The sequence below is a fragment of the Hungatella effluvii genome (assembly GCF_003201875.1).
GTDB lineage: Bacteria > Bacillota > Clostridia > Lachnospirales > Lachnospiraceae > Hungatella > Hungatella effluvii.
On sequence record NZ_QJKD01000010.1, the window covers coordinates 154,219 to 172,833 of the forward strand.

Sequence of the window (18,615 nt, forward strand, 5' to 3'; positions counted from 1 at the left end):
AAAAAAGAGGACTTTTCCACGCATAAACTGCGAGGAAAAGTCCCCTTTTTTCTGTATATCCATGACTCATGTAAGCACAACATTCCGATATCCCATCTCGCCGGCCCATGCCGCCAGCTCCCGCATTACCCTGTCTTCAGGCTCCAATGCGCCGCTCAGCCTGCCTCTGACGCCGAAGGGCCGGAACCGGATCAGCTTGACTCTTACCGTGACCGGGCTTCCCATGAGACCGGCGATCCCTCTCAGCACTTTCTCGTAATCGCTTTCCCCGGAAAGACAGACGATGCGAATCTCCTCCAGTTTATTTTTCCTCCAGAGAAGCTCCAGATTTTTTTTTACAACGGCATTGTCTGCGCCTGTCAGCCTCTGGTAAACCTCTGAATCCCAGCTCTTCACGTCCAGCATCACGCCGTCGCTAAGCTCCAGCAGTTCCGGATAGAGGGAGAAATCCACCATCCCGTTGCTGTCGATGAGGCAGGATAAACCAGCTTCTTTGCAGAGGCCGAACAGCTCCTTTAAAAATTCCGGATAGAGGCAGCATTCTCCGCCGGATACCGTAATGCCGCGGATAAACGGCATATTTCCGGATATCTCCTCAAAGACTTCCTCTGCGCTCATCTCCCGGATCTTAGGAGAAGCATAATTCGGACAGACGGCAATACACCGGTCGCAGGAAACACATTTTTTCTCATCCCATGATACCATTTTGCCATTCAGGGCCAGTGCTCCCGCCGGACATCCGTCCACGCAGATACCGCATCCTGTGCATAAATTCTGCGTTTCCGGATTATGACAGTACGCGCAGGAAATGTTGCAGCCCTGAAGAAACACGGCGGTCCGGCTGCCCGGGCCGTCTACCACACTGACCGGGATGATCTTATTGACCGGGGCTTTCACACCATACGCTCCTTTCGCATCTCCAGGTGATTGGTGTCGTAATTCTTACTGCCAAGCACGGTGGTGTTCTGAAGAACGACGTCGTGGTTCCTGTATTTTTCCATCTCACTGCGCTTCACAAGGAAGCCGGTAATTCGGACCAAGTCGCTGTCGGACGCATAGAAGCTCATGTATTTGACGCCCAGCTGGAAGGACCCCTTCACGATATCCACCAGCGCTCCCGGATTCTTCCTGCCCGTGACGGCAAAGGGGAAGATATCGCCCACTCCCGTCGGAAAGTATTCGTGGAATCTGGCGCTGTGACGCAGGTGATCCAGCAGGTTCTCCGGCTCATCTCCCACAGGAATGCGCACGCCGGAGGTGATTCCCTTGTCGCTGTCTAAGCCGACCTGGGCGTGAAGAAGGAAATGGCCCTGGCCAATCTCCGAATAAACAGCCGGGAAATCCGCCGCGAACTTCCGAATGATCTCCATAATCTGCAGTCCCAGTTCATCCGCTTTTTCACTGTGCCCGTACCGCTCTCCCGTATCGGCCATCAGAGCATTGACACATTCCGCCAGTCCAGTCACGCCGAACATTCCCACGAATTTTTCCCGTTCAATCAGCCCTTCCCGCACCAGGAACGACGACTCGAAAAAGCCGGAGCGCTCCACGAGGAACTTCACCCGCTCATTCATATAGTTTCCCACCGCCTCCAGGCAGTCAGGAAGCAGCTCCTGTAAGAACTGGTCGACGGACTCCGCGCTCTTGACCAGCTCGGTCAGTGTAATCCTCGACAGCGTGTAGGCACCGCCGCCCACCGGAAGAATGTTATAACAGCTTGAAATCCCGTATTCACAGGGGTAGGTGGTTCGGTTATCTGCATCGTTGCAGATCGCCGGATTGGCGCAGGTAAGGGAGGTGGCGACGGCCAGCTCCGCATACTCATCCGGGGTGACCTCCGGATCGTACTTTAAGGTCAGGTTCGGAACGGTATTCTGTAGATCCTTTTCCAGCTCCAGAATTATCCGCCCCGCCCTGGTCGGTCTCGATCCCAGATTGGCATGACAGAAGCTGTCTGTAATCGTCCTGTCCAGAAAGATCAGAAACAGCCTTAATTTTTCCTTCACCGCATCGTCCGCCATCTCCCCGATAAACGGCTCGATCATGGTGTCCAACTCTCCCAGATATACGGGAAATCCTGTGATGGAGGGCACATGATGATAGAGGATCTGAAGTCCCGTGAGAAGCTCGTCAAACGTTTTCGGAGGCTCTACCCGCAGGAATTCGCTCCCCTGTTTCACAAATTTCTTATAGTCCGGCATGATATACCTTGGGCGGTAGGGGGCATGTCCCTCAAACAAATCATTCAGCGCACCCGTCTCAAAATACTTCCTGGTCTTCGGCGGAATGTCCAGTACGGAAAGACTGTCTTCCGCTTCCTTTGCCAGTGAAAATACCTTCTGCTCATACGTTAATTCTTTGGATGTGAGCACATCCAGTACCCGATTCTGTTCCATATGATCCTGTCCTTTCTTAAAACTTCTGATTGTTTCCAAACGTTCCATTGACTCGATAGGATCATTATACCATTACCAAACCGGCAGTAATATGACAGGTGTCACATTATAACTGGGATTCGCTAAAACGAAAAACGGCCCCCCGCTCCCGCAATGGGATACGAAGGACCGTTTCAGCCCGTCTCTATTTTTCCGGCACCAGGAGAATCTCCTCTTCCTCGCGCACAAAAAGTGCTCTGTGATTTCTGTCAAATTCCGTGATATGGCGGATAAAGAATTTGGAAATTCCGCCTACCAGGAAGGCCGCGGCCACTGTGCCTTCTCTGATTCCTTCCACATGTCCCAGACACAGAACGGAAAGGAGAACGGCCGTAAGGACAAGGCTCATATCAAAACATGTCTTTACAATACCAAAATCCCAGTTTTTCCGGCGTGATATCGCACGGACGAGGCCTTCTCCCGGAAGAATCAGCACATCGGGCACCACCTCCAGCGCTACCCCCAGTCCCAGGGCCGCACATCCGGCGAGAAGCAGAAGGATTTTCTGTACATAAAACACCGGAGTCCAGAATGACAGTACCCACATCCAGCCGTCGATACAGGCAGAAAAGATCAGCGTAGCCGGAAGCTGCAGCAGCTGTATCTTTTTAAAGCTGCGCCCCAGAACGAGGCACTCGAAAAGAAACAGGATACTGTTCACCGCCAGTACGAAGACTCCCAGGCTGTAAGGAAAGATAAACGTCAGGACATAGGACGGACTCGTAATCGGAGACGTCCCAAGCTCCGCCTTTGTGATCATACTGATTCCTAAAGCGGCCACAATCATTCCATACAAAAACATCCGGTACTTTTTCATTATCACGTGATGATCCATGCGCGCATCTCTCCTAAAAATTATTTTTGTCTTCTAATTTTTTTTGTTATTTTATCATAACACGAAAAAATGCACACTTCAATGGACATTGTAGCTTAACATAAGACTGAAAAATCATCACATTGCACAAAATTATTTTAGATTACCTAAAAATATTTTAGGTTCAAGTCACGAGGCTTTCTTTCTGCGTTTTGCCTCAAACGGCCCGCTCTGGCAGATTCACAGTGAAATGTCTGTCTCGATAATCCGGGAATACCGGATCAGCGGATACTCGCCGTCGTGGCTTCCGAACCGCTCTCCCGCCTCCTTATCCCGTCCCGTCAGAATCCGGTTTACCCCTGCTCCGGCCAGCATCCGGACCAGCTCCGTTTCCTCTTCCTCCAGGCAGACCAGCCTCGCGGTCTGAAGCCGCCCCCGGTCCTTTCTCAGGGTCTTTACGAGTTTCTCCCTGTTCATCGGCTTCACCCAGCAGCTGCCGTACATCAGTGACAGCTGGAGCCCCGGCTCCTCCGACAGGGTGACGCTGACGCCGCGTCCCCGGAAGATGCGTTCCCCCGTCATGGCGGACTCCAGTTCCTTCTGGTAGATCCGGATGGTGCTGCAGCCCCGGAATCCCACTTCTTTATTCCCATATTTCTCATAGGAATGTTCCAGCATCCTTAAGAAACGGCGGCTGAAATCCACGGCCTCCTGCCCCTCTGCCTCCACATAGATTCCCTGGCAGGAGCTGCACAGCAGCTGGCTGGTCCGTACCATGTGATCCGCGATGGCCTGCAGTGCTTCCCTGTTGCTGCGGCCCGCTTCGGTGACATAGGAAAAACTGATCCGATGCCCCCACTCGATCAGCTTCGTCCCCGCGGGAGCCAGGCTCCGGATTCCCCGGATGGCCTCGTCGCCGCCCCACGTGCACACGCCGTCGGAGAGTATTAAGAGCTTTAAGAGCCTCTCCCGATCCCCGGAGGGAATCCGAAAGGTATAGATATAGTCCGCCAGCACGGGCTCGATACGGATCAGCTCTTGAAGCAGAAACACCGAAAGCCCGTCGTCTTCGGAAGAGAGCTTCAGTAGATTGATGTTGCCTGCCAGAAGGCCCTCCAGCACACTGTAAGCTCCGATTCCGGTCATATTGCCGGCGGTCACGTGCATGAGGACGCCCAGAGGCATAAGAAAATGGTTCTGAAGTCCCAAAAGCTCTGTCTTCACCCTTCTCTCCAGCGTATCCTCCCGCAGGAAAGAAGCCGCCTGACAGATTCTCTCTCTCGTCAGAAGCTTCTCCAGCCCCCGCGCCCGAATCTCGCCGTCATACGCGCCGCCGGTCAAGAGTCCGGCTAACCGGCCGCAGGCTCTCATTACCACGGTTCTGGAGAGAGGGGGCTTCTCCAGTGCGGCCGCTGTTTTTTTTCCAGATCAATGGAATGCACTCCGTCCCACCTCCTTTAACAGTTCTCCCGCACCGGCCGCGCAGGTCCGGATATCGGGGACACCGGTCCTGCCGATGATCTCCAGGTACGGCGCCTCCATTCCGCAGCCGCATTCACAGCCGCGGTGCAGGACGCCCAGATCATCGGTCAGTATGCTCACCAGAGGGATACTTTCAACCAGCGGACTGATTAGATTAACCAGTCCCGCCTTTCCATAGCCGACTGGTTCCAGCGTATCCACATCCCGGATTACGACACGGCTCATGGCGGGAACATGGAAATGGTGGTTCGGACAGTCACAGTATACGCCCGGATGCTCTACCGCTCCGAAAAACTCCCGGAAATGACTCTCCGGCACGCCGAGATGCCTCTCACACAGCCGGTATAGTTCCGCCTTGTCCACCGTCTCTTTGTAAAACTGCTTCCAGCCGCCGCCAACCATAATCATGGAATGCCTGGGCAGGCGGAGAAAGATTTCTCTACGTTCCATCTCCTTTAACAGGAAATAGAGGTATGCCGGAAAGCCGATGATCCTCACCGGAGCCCTTCCTCCGCTATAACGCCGGAGGGCTGCCATCAGCCCCTTAAAATCGGGCCGGTATCCGTTCTTTCCCTTTCGCAGCGCATACCGCCGGCTGAGTGCCGGGGCAAACATCGTGCTGAGCCGCTGGGTCTTGCTGATCGCCGTCTGATTGTCCTTTCCGGGCGGAAACCCCAGAATCACATAGCGGGCAGGACACATGGAAAACAGCCTGTGGCGGGCGATGATCCGGCATGCGGCGATTCCGCCGAAGAAAAGGCTCTTTTTGTCAAATCCGATATGGCTCTTCACTCCCTTTGTCCCCGAGGAGGTGGCCTTTACCACCATAGCGGATTCCGGCATGGAATGCAGATCGTGGTACTTAAAAAACAGGGTCGGAATGCACGGCACCTCCCCCGCATCCGTCAACCGTTGTCCATCATCCCGCGAGAATCCCCGGCTCTCCAGAATCCGTCTGTAATCTTCGCACTTTAAGAGATGGCAGTCCACATTCCTGCGGACTGCCTCCATAAAAGCTCTGTCATTCTGTTTATGATCATAGATATCCCTGCAAAAACACAGCTTAAATCTGTAATCCATCCTTTTACTCCCGTCGTTCTATTCGGTCCACTCCGGGAACCACTGGCCTTCATTCGATATGAATCCCGCAAATACCCGGGGCTCTCCCGCGGAATTCTGAGCCACATGACCGCGGCAGTGAAGCTTGATCCACTGGCCCTTCCGGTTTCTCGCCCTGTATTCAACCTCATGGCTCACGGTCCGCCCGTCGCTGATCGCCTGATTCGATTCCCAGAACCGCTCCCAGTCAGCCGGATGGATGATGGAGCGCCAGATATCGGCTGCATTCTGAATCACCTCACCCGGAAATGCGAACTCTTCCACCAGTTTCCTGCTGTACCGGAAGGTATTGGTCGCCATGTCGCACACGTAGAGATAGTTGTCCGTACTCTCCACCAGCGCGTCATAAAGGTACTGCTGGTCGTAGTCAAACGCTTCCGGCTTTAAAAGCCGCCATTGGGCCTCCGCTGCCGCCAGCACCGACTCCTTCCCCTGCTGCATGTGATACTGGCGTTTCTGCTCGTACATGCGCTCGTCCACTTCCCGCAGGATATCCGTCACACTCATGGTATGCTCCGGCCTCAGCTCCAGAATTCCCGTACAGAAGCTCAGTTCATAAGGAATCCGGTCCTGTCTGCGGACAGCCAGCAGTCTCTCTTCCACCAGTTTAATCAATGCAGCAGCTTCCTGCTCCGTCTTCCCTGCAAAAGTTACGAGAAATTCATCTCCGCTTAGGCGGCATGCAAAATCCTCTCCGGTCAACACGCTCTTTACCATGTTGGCAATGACCCGCAGAAGGTTGTCCCCCTCCCGGTGTCCGAACGTATCGTTGACCTTCTTCAGGGAATTGACATCATACATGCAGACCGTCAGAATCGTCTCCTGATGTCTGGCCGCATCCAGCATCTCTGCCAGCCGGTTCTTCCCGCCTCTCCGGTTGAGAAGGCCTGTCAGATCATCCGTGCTGGCCTCCCTCGACAACTTTTTGGAAGCCGTAATATCCAGAGAATGCTGAAAATGAACGGTTGAGCCGTCTGTCCACTTCATCAGGCTGTCGTAGTTATCATAGTAACGGCCCGTTAGAGTGTTATACTCTTCCCACCGCCGGAAAACGCCTTCCTCCCCGGACTCCGTCAGCCTCTGTACAGGACAGCCGGAGCACCGTCCCTTGTTCCCCTTCTGAAGAACCTGCCAGCATATCTTGCCCACCGGATTCTCCAGGCCAAACGCTTCCTGCATTGTCTTATTCATGAACAAAATCCGGTCCGTATGGATATCGGTCACATACAGATTCGCCTGCATGCGGCCCATCATGGTATTGTATACCCAGTTCTGCAGCATATAGTCTTCATACAGGTTCTTATTGGCAAATGTCACCGCTATAATGGCCAGCAGGAACCGGAGTATGGGCAGTTCCCGGTCCGTCCAGCCGCCCTCCCCCGATTTTTTTCCAAATACCGCAAATCCCACAAATCGTATATTATTGCAGATTGGCAGAATCGTCAGATGACCTTCCGGCACCGTAAAAGGTACGAGCGCCTTTAAAAAGGCATCCAGCTCCTCACCAGAAAGCTTCTCCTCCATATTCCAGCTTTCCACCAGCCGCGGAAGCCACTGTCTTATGACCGCCTCCGCATCGGTGTCCTCACTTTTTCCGCTTCTCCAGGAGCCAGCTTCCTTATAACGCATCTGATTGTCCAGACGAACTAAGAGTACCGAATCAGTGTGCATCAGATGATTGATATAATCAGCCAGATACTCCGCTGTTTCCTGCACAGAATTCGAATCCATTAACAGCGTCTGAACAGAAAGTTCAGGCCGGTAAAAAACCTCCATGGGATATCCCCCTTTCCGGAATTATTGTGCCGCTTGTTCTCCGTTTTCCGGATAATCAAAGATATAATACTCATATGCGTTGACTACTCTGGTTTTCCCGTATGTATCCTCGCGTTTGAACCCTCCGCCATAGTTGGCATGGACATGGCCGTGTATAAAATACTTCGGCATATACTTGTCCATCAGATACTTAAAGCATTCAAACCCCTGGTGGGGAAGATCCTGCATATCGTTTATCTGATATGCAGGCGCATGTGACACCAGAATGTCAAACCCTTTATTCTTCTTTAACTTCCACCAGAGCTTTTTGATTCTCCGCTCCATCCTTCTTTCTGTATACTGGTTGTCGGCTCCCGGAATATACTCCATGGAACCTCCCAGGCCCAGAATCCGCACGCCGCGGAACACGAAGATGTCATCCTCGATGCAGACACAGCCTTCCGGCGGCCGCTCCTCGTAATGCCCGTCGTGATTGCCTTTCACATACAGAAGCGGCGCATGGGAGAAGGTGGCAAAAAAAGTCAGATAGGAGGCCTTCAAATCCCCACATGATATAATTAAGTCCACCCCTTTGATCTTCTCGGGTGAGAAGTACTCGTAAAGGGATTTTGACTCCTCATCAGCCAGTACCAGAATCTTCAAACTATTATTCCTCCATCACCGCATTGTCGTATATCGTCAGTCCCTGCAGCCTTACAAGAGACTGTGCTTCCTCTGTGAGCTCATCGAACTCAGGAAGCTTGCCCACCACGTTTTCAGCCAGCCAGTTCATCGTGATGATCTCTTCGGGAGAGAGTCTCTCCTCCTCCTCGCACTGAACCGTTCCATCCTGAGAATAGATCGTTCCCACGAATGGCTGGAAGCTTCCGCTCCGGATCGAGTTCTTCAGGAACGTGATCAGCCGGTTGGTGCCGTGCGGCAGATTCTGAGAGCAGATGACATCGATGACATCGGCGGACATTCCCCACCAGTAGTTGATGGCCTGCTTTCCCTTCATCTCCTTTACATCGGAGCCGCCTCGGCAGGTGGTATTTACGATTTTCTCGTAGAATTTGCCCCAGTGCCAGATCGGCGTCGCCAGATTCCGGAATTCTCCGTCCGCTTCTTTTTTATATAAACCGTATTCTCTCGATGCGGTCTTTGGCGTAATCATGTCTTCCCCGGAGATGAACGTGATTCCTTCCTTCTCCAGTTCCTCGCGGGCATTCCTGTCTTTTACCCTCGCCCACTCCAGATGAACCTTGACATAGGGATTAATCATACGCGCACCGAGTGCGAAGGCGTTGATATTGGCGATCGTTCCGTAGATCGGATAGTCCGCAATATACCCCAGCTTATCGCACTGCGCCATGGAAGCGGCCAGCGCGCCCATTAAGAATTTCGACTCGTACATTCTGGCATAGTAGGTGCAGACAGAGGAGTACGACATGTTGACAGAACAGTTAAAAATCTTTACCTCCGGATGCTCGATAGCCGCCTTGACGCTTAAACCGATCATCTGGGAAGCCGTCGTAAAGATCATGTTGCATCTGGCCGCGATCGCCAGATCGATGGCCCCCGCAATCTCCGCGTCCGTATCGGCCTCGAAGAATGCGACCGTCTTTAACCGCCCCTCAAAGGCCTGCTCCAGGTACATACGCCCCAGCTCATGACCATAGGTCCAGCTGGAGGTCTCTGCGGTCTTCGCGTGAATAAATGCGATCTTCAGCATCTCCGGCTCAATGTTCTGAGACGGGCGGAGCCAGTTGATGATCTTTAACGGGCTGTTATCCGGCTCTTCCACCTCCTCCGGCTGCTCTACCAGGGCGATCTTGCTGCCTCTGGAGGTCAGGAGAAGTTCATCCTTAATCTTCGTCAAATCCTTTGTGATCTCGCCCTCTGTCTTCAGCTTCACCACATCGTAGCCGAACAGCTCGACATAGACAAGGAAGGCGTCAGAACACGTCATCTCATAGGAATTCCCTCCAAATGCGCCAAACGCCTTGGAAAACTGGTCGTAGGCTGATTTGAAGTAGATTCTGTCATCCTCGCTCCACACCTCTTCCGGGGCCTTTCCCATGGCCTTTAACAGGCGGTCGTAGCTGCCTTCCTGGCTGAACCAGACATCACAGTTAAAGGAGACCTGGTAAAACTCCAGAAATTCATAATAGAGGCGGTTGTCGAGGTCATCCGTTCTCTTGGGGATCAGACGCGTCACCGAAGCCGTAATGCTGAACGCGCCCACATATTTGAGCACGCTGACACGCTTGTTGCCCTCCTGTACATAATACTGGTTCATGAACTCATACGCAACGATGGGGTCATGAATCCCTTCTTCTATCTGATGGTCGTATAAATACGCCCATTTTGCTCCAAACTCCGATTTTTCTGCCAGCAGAGGCATAAAATTATTGGCAAAGGCACTGGTTCTGCCTTTTGTCTTCGTTCCCACGATCTTATCAAGCGGGACGTCCATGAGTCCCAGATTCACTTCTGAAATGATATCTGTGTAGGAAAGTATGTCATCCAGCACCGGAAGATAAGGATACTCTCCCTTTGCCACGGAAACCTGATACTGTTTTCTTCCTTTTTTCAAAGCACCTGAATAGTCATAAAGCGCCATAACCGATTCTCCTCTCAGTTTTCCTCTTATTGTATGTTCGTCTTTTACAGTATACCACAAACAATAAATTCGTGAAAGACAAAAGACGCAGTCCGCGCCCCCAAATGCCACGTTTTTCTCTCGTAGGCTCTTAAGGACGCAGACTGCGTCTCATACTATAGGTTTCTTATCTTGAAATCACGTTCCAGTTCCCGTTTCTGATCCTTTTTCGCGATATCTTCTCTCTTGTCGTAGAGCTTCTTACCGCGGGCCAGGCCGATCTCCAGCTTCACCAGGCTGCCCTTAAAGTAAACCTGGAGGGGCACAATGGTATAGCCCTTGACCGCGATCTTGGAATCCAGCTTGCTGATCTCCGCCCGGTGCATCAGCAGCTTTCTCGGTCTTAAGGGATCTTTATTGAAGATATTTCCCTTTTCATATGGATTGATGTTCATGCCATATACCCATACCTCCCCCTTGTCAATTCTCACAAAGGCTTCCTTGATGCTGCATTTGCCCATCCGGATGGACTTCACTTCCGTGCCGGCCAGCTCGATGCCGGTCTCGTATTTCTCATCGATAAAATAATCATGGTATGCCTTTTTGTTGTTAGCAACCAGTTTAAAACTCTCTTTCCCCATCCTTTTATCCTCCTGTTATTCCTCCGTAGAAGTACTTACGGGGATAAAGTCGATCGTCCTGGCCAGCTTATCCGTTCCCGTGACCATGACGCGGATCGGCTGACCGAGTTTGTATACCTTCCTCGTCATATCGCCGATCAATTCTAAATGCTCTTCATCAAAATGGTAATAGTCGTCCTTTAACTCGCCTACCCGGATCAGGCCTTCCACCGTGTTGGGAAGCTCCACGTAGAGTCCCCAGTTTGTGACTCCCGATATGACGCCGTCGAATACCTCGCCGATATGGCCCGCCATATACTCGCACTTCTTCATCTTCACGGTCTCGCGCTCCGCCTCATCCGCCCGCCGCTCCATGGCGGAGGTCTGGACCGATACGCCAGTCAGAAGCTTATCATAGTGGGCCGTTCTCTTCTCACTCAGCCCGCCTCGCAGGTTCTCCTTGATGATCCGGTGAATCTGTAGATCCGGGTACCGCCGGATGGGTGAGGTAAAGTGGGTATAATACTTGGCAGCCAGGCCGAAATGGCCCGTGTTCACCACCGTATACTTGGCCTGCTTCATGGAACGCAGCGCCAGACGGCTGATCAGCGCCTCCTCCGGTGTGTCCTCCGCCTTCACCAGAAGCTTCTGGACCTCTTTCGGATAGACCTCTCCGTTATGGAACCGGATAGAGTAGCCGAAGTTATTGATAAAGGTGGCCAGACTCTTCATCTTCTCCGGGTCGGGATTATCATGGGTCCGGTACAGGAACGGGAGCTCCTGCCAGAAATAGTCTTCCGCCACGGTCTCATTGGCGATGAGCATGAAATCTTCGATAATCTTCGTCGCCGCGTTCCGCTCATACGGCTTGATCTCCAGCGGTTTTCCGTTTTTGTCCAGAATCACCTTGGTCTCCGGGAAGTCGAAGTCGATCGATCCCCTCGTCTTCCGCTTCTCCCTCAGGATATCGGCCAGCTCCTTCATAAGGAGGAACATGGGGACAAACTCCTCGTATTCCTTCATCACCGCCTCATCACGGTCTGTCACGACCGCGTTTACCGCCGTGTAGGTCATACGCCTGTCCACGTTGATGAGCGTCTCTGCGATCCGGTGCCCGGTCACATTGCCCGCTTCGTCGATCTCCATGATACAGCTGAGCGCCAGACGGTCCTCCTCCTGATTTAAGGAGCAGATTCCGTTGGACAGCTTATGGGGAAGCATGGGAATCACCCGGTCCACCAGATAGACGCTGGTTCCCCTCTTAAGCGCCTCCTCGTCCAACGGGCTGTTCTCTGTCACATAGTGGCTGACATCCGCAATGTGGACGCCCAATGTATATACACCATTCTCCTTCGATACGGAAATCGCGTCATCCAAATCCTTCGCATCCTCGCCGTCAATGGTGACGGTCTGCAGGCTGCGCAGGTCCAGTCTGCCTTCCCGCTCGCGATCCGTGACCTCGTCGGAGACCATTTCCACCTGATCCATCACCTCGTCAGGGAATTCCTCCGGAAGACCATACGCCTTCACGATGGATATGATATCCGTTCCCGGATCGTTTACATGGCCTAAAATCTCCGTGATCATGCCCTCCGGCTTCTTCTGGCTTCCGCCGAAGTCCGTAATTACGGCTACCACCTTATGACCGGTCACGGCCCCCATATCCTTTCCCTGGGGAATGAATATGTCCTTACCAATCTTCTGGTTGTCCGGAATGACAAATCCAAAGTTCTTATTTTTCTGGTAATATCCGATTACGGTCCGGTTCGCATGCTCCAGAACGCGCAGGACACGTCCTTCTGCCCGTCTTGAGCCCTCGCCCTCTGTCTCGATGGTAATCTGTACGGTATCGCCGTTCATGGCGTCAGCCGTCTTATCCTCGGGTATAAAGACGTCCTGCTCCCGTCCTTCCACGGTCACAAAGCCAAAGCCCCTCGGATGGCCGCTGAACGTACCGGCTATGGAGCCGATATCCGGCTTGCCGTACTTTCCTTTTTTGGAAATGCCGATCTTTCCCTCAGACAGCAGTGCATCCAGCACTTCCTTCAGTTCTTCTCTCTGCCCCTTCGGCACATCGAGAAGAATCGCCATCTCCTTCAGCTTCATCGGAACGTAGGCCGGTTCTTCCACCAGCTGTAATATCATGTTCTTTCTCTGTGTCAGTTGTTCCTCTGTCATAATTTCCTCGTTTTCTGTTTTACGCTGCGGTTCCCTCTGCTTTTATCATTATGCCCGGAAGGAACGTAAATAGTCCGGCCGCCGGACTCCCGCGCCGGAAGGCACCTGCTTCACCGGATAAATTTTCCTGTGAAACAAAAACACCCTTGCCGCCTAACCACAAGAGTGTTTAATCTTTACAGTATATTCAGATTCAATACTAACGCGAGAACGAAAAACAGAATCGCTCCGTATCTTGTAAATTTCTCCAGTTTACCTTCCATGGAACGGCCTTTGTTTCTTCCCCAGTAAGTATCCGCCATACCGCCGATGGAACCCAAGCCCTGTGTCTTTCCTTCCTGCAGCAAAATAATTGCAGATAATGCTATACATATAATAACAAATATGATTGATAAAATCGTTCTGATCATGTCCCTTTTCCACCTCCTATAGTCAAACATGGTAATCATATCATATTTTTTCCATAAATACAACTGCATTTTTTGTATTTTTATATTCTTACTTTCATCCACTCTTCGATTCTCAGAAGCTCGTTGTATTTCGATGTCCGCTCCGACCGGCACGGCGCGCCCGCCCTGATCCAGTCCGCGTTTACAGCCGCGGCAAAGTCGGCTGCGTACGGATCCTCCGTCTCACCGTATCCCTGGGACACGGCTAATTTCAGCCCGTTTCTTTTGGCCAGATCCGCCATCTCCATGGCCGCCGTCACGCTCTTTGCTCCGCACATGGAAATGCCTGCTGCGTTTTCCTCCACGCCGTCCCAGTCTGCCAGGCAGGCCCAGTCTCTTTCTCCCGGCTTTAAGCAGCCCGGTTCCCGGTTTTTGTGCTGCCCGATAAATACAGCCCGGTTTCCCAGCATCTTGGTCAGCATGCCCCATCCGCCGGCATCCGCTTCCGCCAGCCCGTCGAACACGGCGCAGACCGGATATCCGTCCAGCAGACGAATATAGAAACCGATCATATCATTTCTGTCCCGCTCGACCGGTACGCCTGTCATACGGCTTTCCCCTTTAAACTGATAGAACCCGGTACCTTCATCGAAAAGTGATTCCGCGCCTGCACCGATGGCCAGACACATATCTTTCCCCGGCTCATAGCCGCACAGCATCATGGCCTCCATGATATATTCCAGAGCCTCCTCCGAATTTCTCAAATCCGGTACAAAGCCGCCGTCGTCTCCCACCCCGGTCTGATATCCCGAGATGGTGAGAAGCCGTTTTAATGCCTGGTATACCTCCATGCATTTTTCGGCGCCTTCGCCAAAGGAGGCGGCGCCCACGGGAACTACCATATAGGATTCCAGATCGAGTGAGTTGTTCCTTCCGTATCTCCCGCCGCTGATCATCGTCATCATGGGGACCGGGAGGCGTCCAGGCGCCGTTCCGCCCAGATACCGGTAAAGAGGCATTCCCAGGCCTGCCGCCGCTGCCCTGGAAACCGCCATGGATACCGCAGTTAAGAAACCGCCGCATTTCCTGATTCCGCAGGAAGAAGCGCCCTCCTCCAGCAGCTTGTCAATGCCTCTCTGGTCTGACGCGTCCTCAAACAGCACGCACTCCGACAGTACCTCCATGACCCGGTCCGTGTCTTCGCTGTCCTCGCAGAGCGCTACCATGGCGCGGCCCCGGGCGCCGTTTTCCAGCTCCACTTCCGCCTCCACGGCCGGCAATCCCTCTGAATCCAGCATTCTGCGCCCGGTCACCTCTATAATTTCAAGTCCTTCCGCCATAACGTATTCCTCCTTACAAAACAATCCATTTTCTGTAAGGATGAACACAACTCCGGCACTTTATACCCGGTGATGCAAGAATATACGATCGTTTATGCTCTCAGCTCAATTCCAAGCGCCTGCAGGCCATTTAATATTTTATTCATGACCGCGCCGACTTCCTTGTCCTCCAGCGTGTGGTCCTTCGCACGGAAGGTGATGGAGTAGGCCACAGACTTAAAGCCTGCGAGGATCTGAGCGCCCTCGTAGATGTCGAACAGCTGGTAGCTCTCAAGAAGCTTTCCGCCGCGCTGCTCAATCACGTCTTCGATCTGACCCACCAGCACCTCCTTCGGCACCACCATGCTGATATCTCTGGATACAGCCGGATACTTCGCGATGCCTGTATACTTGCGGTCGAATGTGGTGAACGGAATCATAGACGGCATATCGATCACAGCCACATACGTTCTCTCACCGATTTTATAGTTATCCGCCACATCCGGATGAATCTCACCTAAATAGCCAACCGTAACTCCGTCGTAGACGATATCGGCCTGTCTGCCCGGATGAAGGAAGCTCTTTTTATCCTCCGGAGAATAATGAGGTTTCTTGTGCATACCGGCTTTGTCAAAGAATTCCTCAACCACGCCCTTCATGTCATAGAAATCACCGTCGCCGTACATTCCGAGTGTAAACTGCATCCGCTCGTCAGGCAGTTCTGTCAGCGGAAGGGACTTCGGAAGATAGATATTTGCCAGTTCGTATAAACGGACATTTTTATTTCTGCGGTTGTAGTTTGTCGATAAGGAGTTTAACATACCGTGCAGCGGAGAGGTTCTCATAATGCTGAAATCCTCGCCCAGAGGATTTAAGATTCCCACCGTCTTACGAAGCGGGCTGTCCTCCGGAAGCTTCAGTCTGTCAAATACCTTCGGGCTCTCGAAGGAATACGTCATGCCCTGGGAGAATCCGCAGAACTCCGCAACCTCTCTGGCCACCTCTTCCACACGCAGCTTATACGATAATTTTCCGGTCGTGGCCTCTCCTGACGGAAGCGTTACCGGGATCTTGTCATAGCCGTAATATCTGGCCACTTCTTCTGCCATGTCGGCCATGCAGTTTAAATCCTGACGGAAGGTTGGAACGATAATCTCACGGCTATCGGCGTCATATCCCAGATCCAGCTTCTTAAAGTAGCCCAGCATGGTTTCTTCGGAGACATCCGTTCCCAGAAGCCGGTTCATCTTCTCCGGCTCAAATGGAATTCTCTTTTCCGTTTTCTTTTCCGGATAGATGTCGATCATGCCGCCGACGACCTCACCGGCGCCCAACTCCTCGATCAGCTGGCAGGCGCGGTTTACCGCCTCCTCGGCATTGTTGGGATCAAGACCCTTTTCGTATTTTCCAGAAGCGTCGGTACGGAGTCCTACCTTCTTTGCGGAGAGACGGATGTTGGTGCCGTCGAAGCATGCGGATTCAAATACCATGGTCTTCACATCATCGGTGATCTTGGAGTTTTCACCGCCCATGATGCCTGCGATGCCGACTTCCTTTTCCCCGTCGTTGATCATCAGAATCGTGCTGTCTAACTTTCTCTCCTGACCGTCCAGGGTCTGGAATACGTCGCCGTCCTTTGCACATTTGACAATAATCTCATGGCCTGCCAGCAGGTCATAATCGAATGCGTGCATGGGCTGGCCGTATTCTTCCATTACGTAGTTGGTGATATCCACGATATTGTTGATGGGGCGGATTCCACAGGCAGCCAGACGTCTCTGCATCCAGGACGGTGACGGGGCGAGCCTGATATTTTTCACCATTCTCGCACAGTAACGCGGGCAGAGATGGCTGTCTTCCACGGATACTTTTAAATAGCTGTTGATGTCCTCGTCGTTTCCGGTAGCCGTAACGACAGGAGGATGGAATGGCTTGTCAAAGGTAGCAGCAGCCTCTCTGGCAATGCCGATAACGCTGTAGCAGTCCACACGGTTGGAGGTAATTTCATACTCGAATACGCTGTCACGCAGGCCCAGCACCTCGATTGCATCTGCGCCTTCCTCTGCGTCTGCCGGAAGGATGTAGATGCCGCTCTCCGGGGCATCCGGATACATTTCTTTAGAGGAACCCAGTTCCTCGATGGAGCATAGCATGCCGTTTGAGTCAATACCGCGAAGCTTGCCCTTTTTAATCGCCACGCCGTTCTCCGGAAGAGGGCTGCCGTCATGGCCTCCCGCTACCTTTCCGCCGTCCAAAACCACCGGAACCTTATCGCCTTCCTTAACATTCGGTGCGCCGGTCACGATCTGAATGGTCTCCCCGCCGATATTCACCTGGCAGATAATCAGTTTGTCCGCATCCGGATGGCGTTCGATCCTGTCGATCCTGCCGACTACGATCTTCTCCAAGTTTTTGTCGAGGCGTTCGAAGCCTTCTACTTTCGTTCCGCTTAATGTCATCGCATCTGTATATTCCTGGTCGCTGACATCTAAGTCCGGAACATATGCTTTAATCCATGATAATGGTGTATTCATCTTTTTTCCCTTCCTTTCCCTAGAACTGTCTTAAGAACCGAATGTCATTTTCATATAACAGTCTCATATCATCGATCTCGTACTTCAAAAGTGCGATACGCTCAAGGCCGACACCGAAGGCGAAGCCTGAATACTCGTCCGGGTCAATACCGCTCATGCGGAGAACGTTGGGATGCACCATGCCGCATCCTAGGATCTCGATCCAGCCGGAGCCCTTACAGAACCGGCATCCGCTGCCGCCGCATTTAAAGCAGGTTACATCCACCTCGGCGCTGGGCTCTGTGAATGGGAAATGATGGGGACGGAATTTTACTTTTGTCTCCGGTCCGAACAGTTCCTTTGCAAAATCTGCCAGCGTTCCCTTTAAATCGGCAAACGTGATGTTCTTGTCGATCACCAGGCCTTCAATCTGATGGAAGGATGGGGAATGGGTCGCATCCACCTCATCGGAACGGAATACGCGTCCCGGGGCGATCATGCGGATCGGCAGCCTGCCCTGCTCCATGGTGCGGACCTGTACCGGAGATGTCTGGCTTCTTAACACGATATTATCATTTATATAGAAGGTATCCTGCTCGTCTCTGGCCGGATGGTTCTTCGGAATGTTCAGTTTTTCGAAATTATATAAATCATACTCCACTTCCGGGCCTTCCACCACTTCGTAGCCCATACCGACGAAGATGCGCTCCACTTCTTCCAGCGCGATGGTGTTCGGATGGCTGTGGCCTACATTATTTCTCTTTGCAGGAAGGGTCACGTCGATGGTCTCTCTTCTTATCTGCTCTTCTCTCGCCTTCTTTGCCAGAGACGCCTTGGCCTCCTCCAGCCTGTTTTCGATGATGGCGCGGGCGTCGTTGACCATCTGGCCTACCTTCGGTCTCTCCTCCGGCGGAACGTCCTTCATGCTCTTCAGCACGCTGGTCAGTTCGCCCTTTTTCCCTAAATAAGCGACCCTGATCTCATTCAGCTTTTCCAGCGCGTCCGACGCTTCGATCTGCTTCAATGCATCTTCCTTGATTTTTTCTAATTGGTCTTTCATCATGCTCTCCTTCTTTTATCATTTTTCTTATACATAGAGTTCGTTAAGCCGGACTCTCGCGCCGGAGCGTGGTTGCTTTAGCGGCCATACTTCCTTAGCGCGGAGTGCGCCTCCTGCCCGGAGGGCTTTTTTGTAATAGGATCACCTTCCTATGAATAAAGAGTCCGGCGAGCCGGACTCCCGCGCCGGAGCGCGGTCGCTTTAGCGGCCATACTTCCTCAGCGCGGAGTGCGCCTCCTGCCCGGAGGGCTTTTTTGTAATAGGATCACCTTCCTATGAATAAAGAGTCCGGCGAGCCGGACTCTCGCGCCGGAGCGCGGTCGCTTTAG

The 18,615-nt window shown here is 52.6% G+C and carries 14 protein-coding genes; all 14 read right to left on the reverse strand.

Annotation, left to right across the window (positions count from 1 at the left end):
• Positions 1-66: 66 nt before the first annotated feature.
• Positions 67-897 carry a YjjW family glycine radical enzyme activase gene (locus tag DFR60_RS18780; RefSeq protein ID WP_110324274.1) on the reverse strand — a complete coding sequence of 277 codons (831 nt, stop codon included), beginning with the start codon at positions 895-897 and terminating at the stop codon, positions 67-69.
• Positions 894-2,396: a YjjI family glycine radical enzyme gene (locus DFR60_RS18785; protein WP_110324357.1), complete on the reverse strand. Its 1,503-nt coding sequence runs from the start codon at positions 2,394-2,396 to the stop codon at positions 894-896. The genes DFR60_RS18780 and DFR60_RS18785 overlap by 4 nt, the downstream gene beginning before the upstream one ends.
• Before the next feature lie 184 nt (positions 2,397-2,580).
• Positions 2,581-3,270, reverse strand: a complete 690-nt coding sequence (locus tag DFR60_RS18790) for a YczE/YyaS/YitT family protein (protein WP_110324275.1) — start codon at positions 3,268-3,270, stop codon at positions 2,581-2,583.
• A 219-nt stretch (positions 3,271-3,489) separates the two neighbouring features.
• The gene (locus tag DFR60_RS18795) at positions 3,490-4,620 is read right to left on the reverse strand and encodes an acyl-CoA reductase (RefSeq protein ID WP_110324276.1); all 1,131 of its coding nucleotides are present in this window, start codon (positions 4,618-4,620) and stop codon (positions 3,490-3,492) included.
• A gap of 57 nt (positions 4,621-4,677) precedes the next feature.
• The gene (locus DFR60_RS18800) at positions 4,678-5,811 is read right to left on the reverse strand and encodes a LuxE/PaaK family acyltransferase (RefSeq protein WP_110324277.1); all 1,134 of its coding nucleotides are present in this window, start codon (positions 5,809-5,811) and stop codon (positions 4,678-4,680) included.
• A gap of 18 nt (positions 5,812-5,829) precedes the next feature.
• A complete protein-coding gene (locus DFR60_RS18805; RefSeq protein ID WP_110324278.1) occupies positions 5,830-7,626 on the reverse strand; it encodes a sensor domain-containing diguanylate cyclase in 1,797 nt (598 codons plus the stop codon).
• 21 nt (positions 7,627-7,647) lie between these two features.
• Positions 7,648-8,268 carry a metallophosphoesterase family protein gene (locus tag DFR60_RS18810; RefSeq protein ID WP_110324279.1) on the reverse strand — a complete coding sequence of 207 codons (621 nt, stop codon included), beginning with the start codon at positions 8,266-8,268 and terminating at the stop codon, positions 7,648-7,650.
• Positions 8,269-8,272: 4 nt separating this feature from the next.
• Complete coding sequence (locus DFR60_RS18815) at positions 8,273-10,228, reverse strand: BMP family ABC transporter substrate-binding protein (RefSeq protein ID WP_110324280.1); 1,956 nt, start codon at positions 10,226-10,228, stop codon at positions 8,273-8,275.
• 155 nt (positions 10,229-10,383) lie between these two features.
• Positions 10,384-10,848: an SsrA-binding protein SmpB gene (gene smpB / locus DFR60_RS18820; protein WP_022032768.1), complete on the reverse strand. Its 465-nt coding sequence runs from the start codon at positions 10,846-10,848 to the stop codon at positions 10,384-10,386.
• A 15-nt stretch (positions 10,849-10,863) separates the two neighbouring features.
• On the reverse strand, positions 10,864-13,005 hold the full coding sequence (rnr, locus tag DFR60_RS18825) for a ribonuclease R (RefSeq protein ID WP_341457978.1): 2,142 nt from the start codon (positions 13,003-13,005) through the stop codon (positions 10,864-10,866).
• Positions 13,006-13,181: 176 nt separating this feature from the next.
• A complete protein-coding gene (gene secG, locus DFR60_RS18830; RefSeq protein WP_002603794.1) occupies positions 13,182-13,415 on the reverse strand; it encodes a preprotein translocase subunit SecG in 234 nt (77 codons plus the stop codon).
• 80 nt (positions 13,416-13,495) lie between these two features.
• Positions 13,496-14,734, reverse strand: coding sequence for a phosphopyruvate hydratase family protein (locus tag DFR60_RS18835; RefSeq protein ID WP_110324281.1), 1,239 nt, complete (start codon positions 14,732-14,734; stop codon positions 13,496-13,498).
• Between the two features lie 92 nt (positions 14,735-14,826).
• Positions 14,827-17,247, reverse strand: coding sequence for a phenylalanine--tRNA ligase subunit beta (pheT, locus tag DFR60_RS18840; protein WP_110324282.1), 2,421 nt, complete (start codon positions 17,245-17,247; stop codon positions 14,827-14,829).
• A gap of 19 nt (positions 17,248-17,266) precedes the next feature.
• Entirely contained in the window at positions 17,267-18,286 is a 1,020-nt protein-coding gene (gene pheS, locus DFR60_RS18845) for a phenylalanine--tRNA ligase subunit alpha (RefSeq protein ID WP_110324283.1), read from the reverse strand.
• Between the last annotated feature and the right edge of the window lie 329 nt (positions 18,287-18,615).

Coding starts and splice junctions, on each gene's coding strand:
- DFR60_RS18785 (WP_110324357.1), bottom strand. CDS start 2,396: ATGGAACAGAATCGGGTACTGGATGTGCTCACATCCAAAGAATTAACG.
- DFR60_RS18790 (WP_110324275.1), bottom strand. CDS start 3,270: ATGGATCATCACGTGATAATGAAAAAGTACCGGATGTTTTTGTATGGA.
- DFR60_RS18795 (WP_110324276.1), bottom strand. CDS start 4,620: ATGAGAGCCTGCGGCCGGTTAGCCGGACTCTTGACCGGCGGCGCGTAT.
- DFR60_RS18800 (WP_110324277.1), bottom strand. CDS start 5,811: ATGGATTACAGATTTAAGCTGTGTTTTTGCAGGGATATCTATGATCAT.
- DFR60_RS18805 (WP_110324278.1), bottom strand. CDS start 7,626: ATGGAGGTTTTTTACCGGCCTGAACTTTCTGTTCAGACGCTGTTAATG.
- DFR60_RS18815 (WP_110324280.1), bottom strand. CDS start 10,228: ATGGCGCTTTATGACTATTCAGGTGCTTTGAAAAAAGGAAGAAAACAG.
- smpB (WP_022032768.1), bottom strand. CDS start 10,848: ATGGGGAAAGAGAGTTTTAAACTGGTTGCTAACAACAAAAAGGCATAC.
- rnr (WP_341457978.1), bottom strand. CDS start 13,005: ATGACAGAGGAACAACTGACACAGAGAAAGAACATGATATTACAGCTG.
- secG (WP_002603794.1), bottom strand. CDS start 13,415: ATGATCAGAACGATTTTATCAATCATATTTGTTATTATATGTATAGCA.
- DFR60_RS18835 (WP_110324281.1), bottom strand. CDS start 14,734: ATGGCGGAAGGACTTGAAATTATAGAGGTGACCGGGCGCAGAATGCTG.
- pheT (WP_110324282.1), bottom strand. CDS start 17,247: ATGAATACACCATTATCATGGATTAAAGCATATGTTCCGGACTTAGAT.
- pheS (WP_110324283.1), bottom strand. CDS start 18,286: ATGAAAGACCAATTAGAAAAAATCAAGGAAGATGCATTGAAGCAGATC.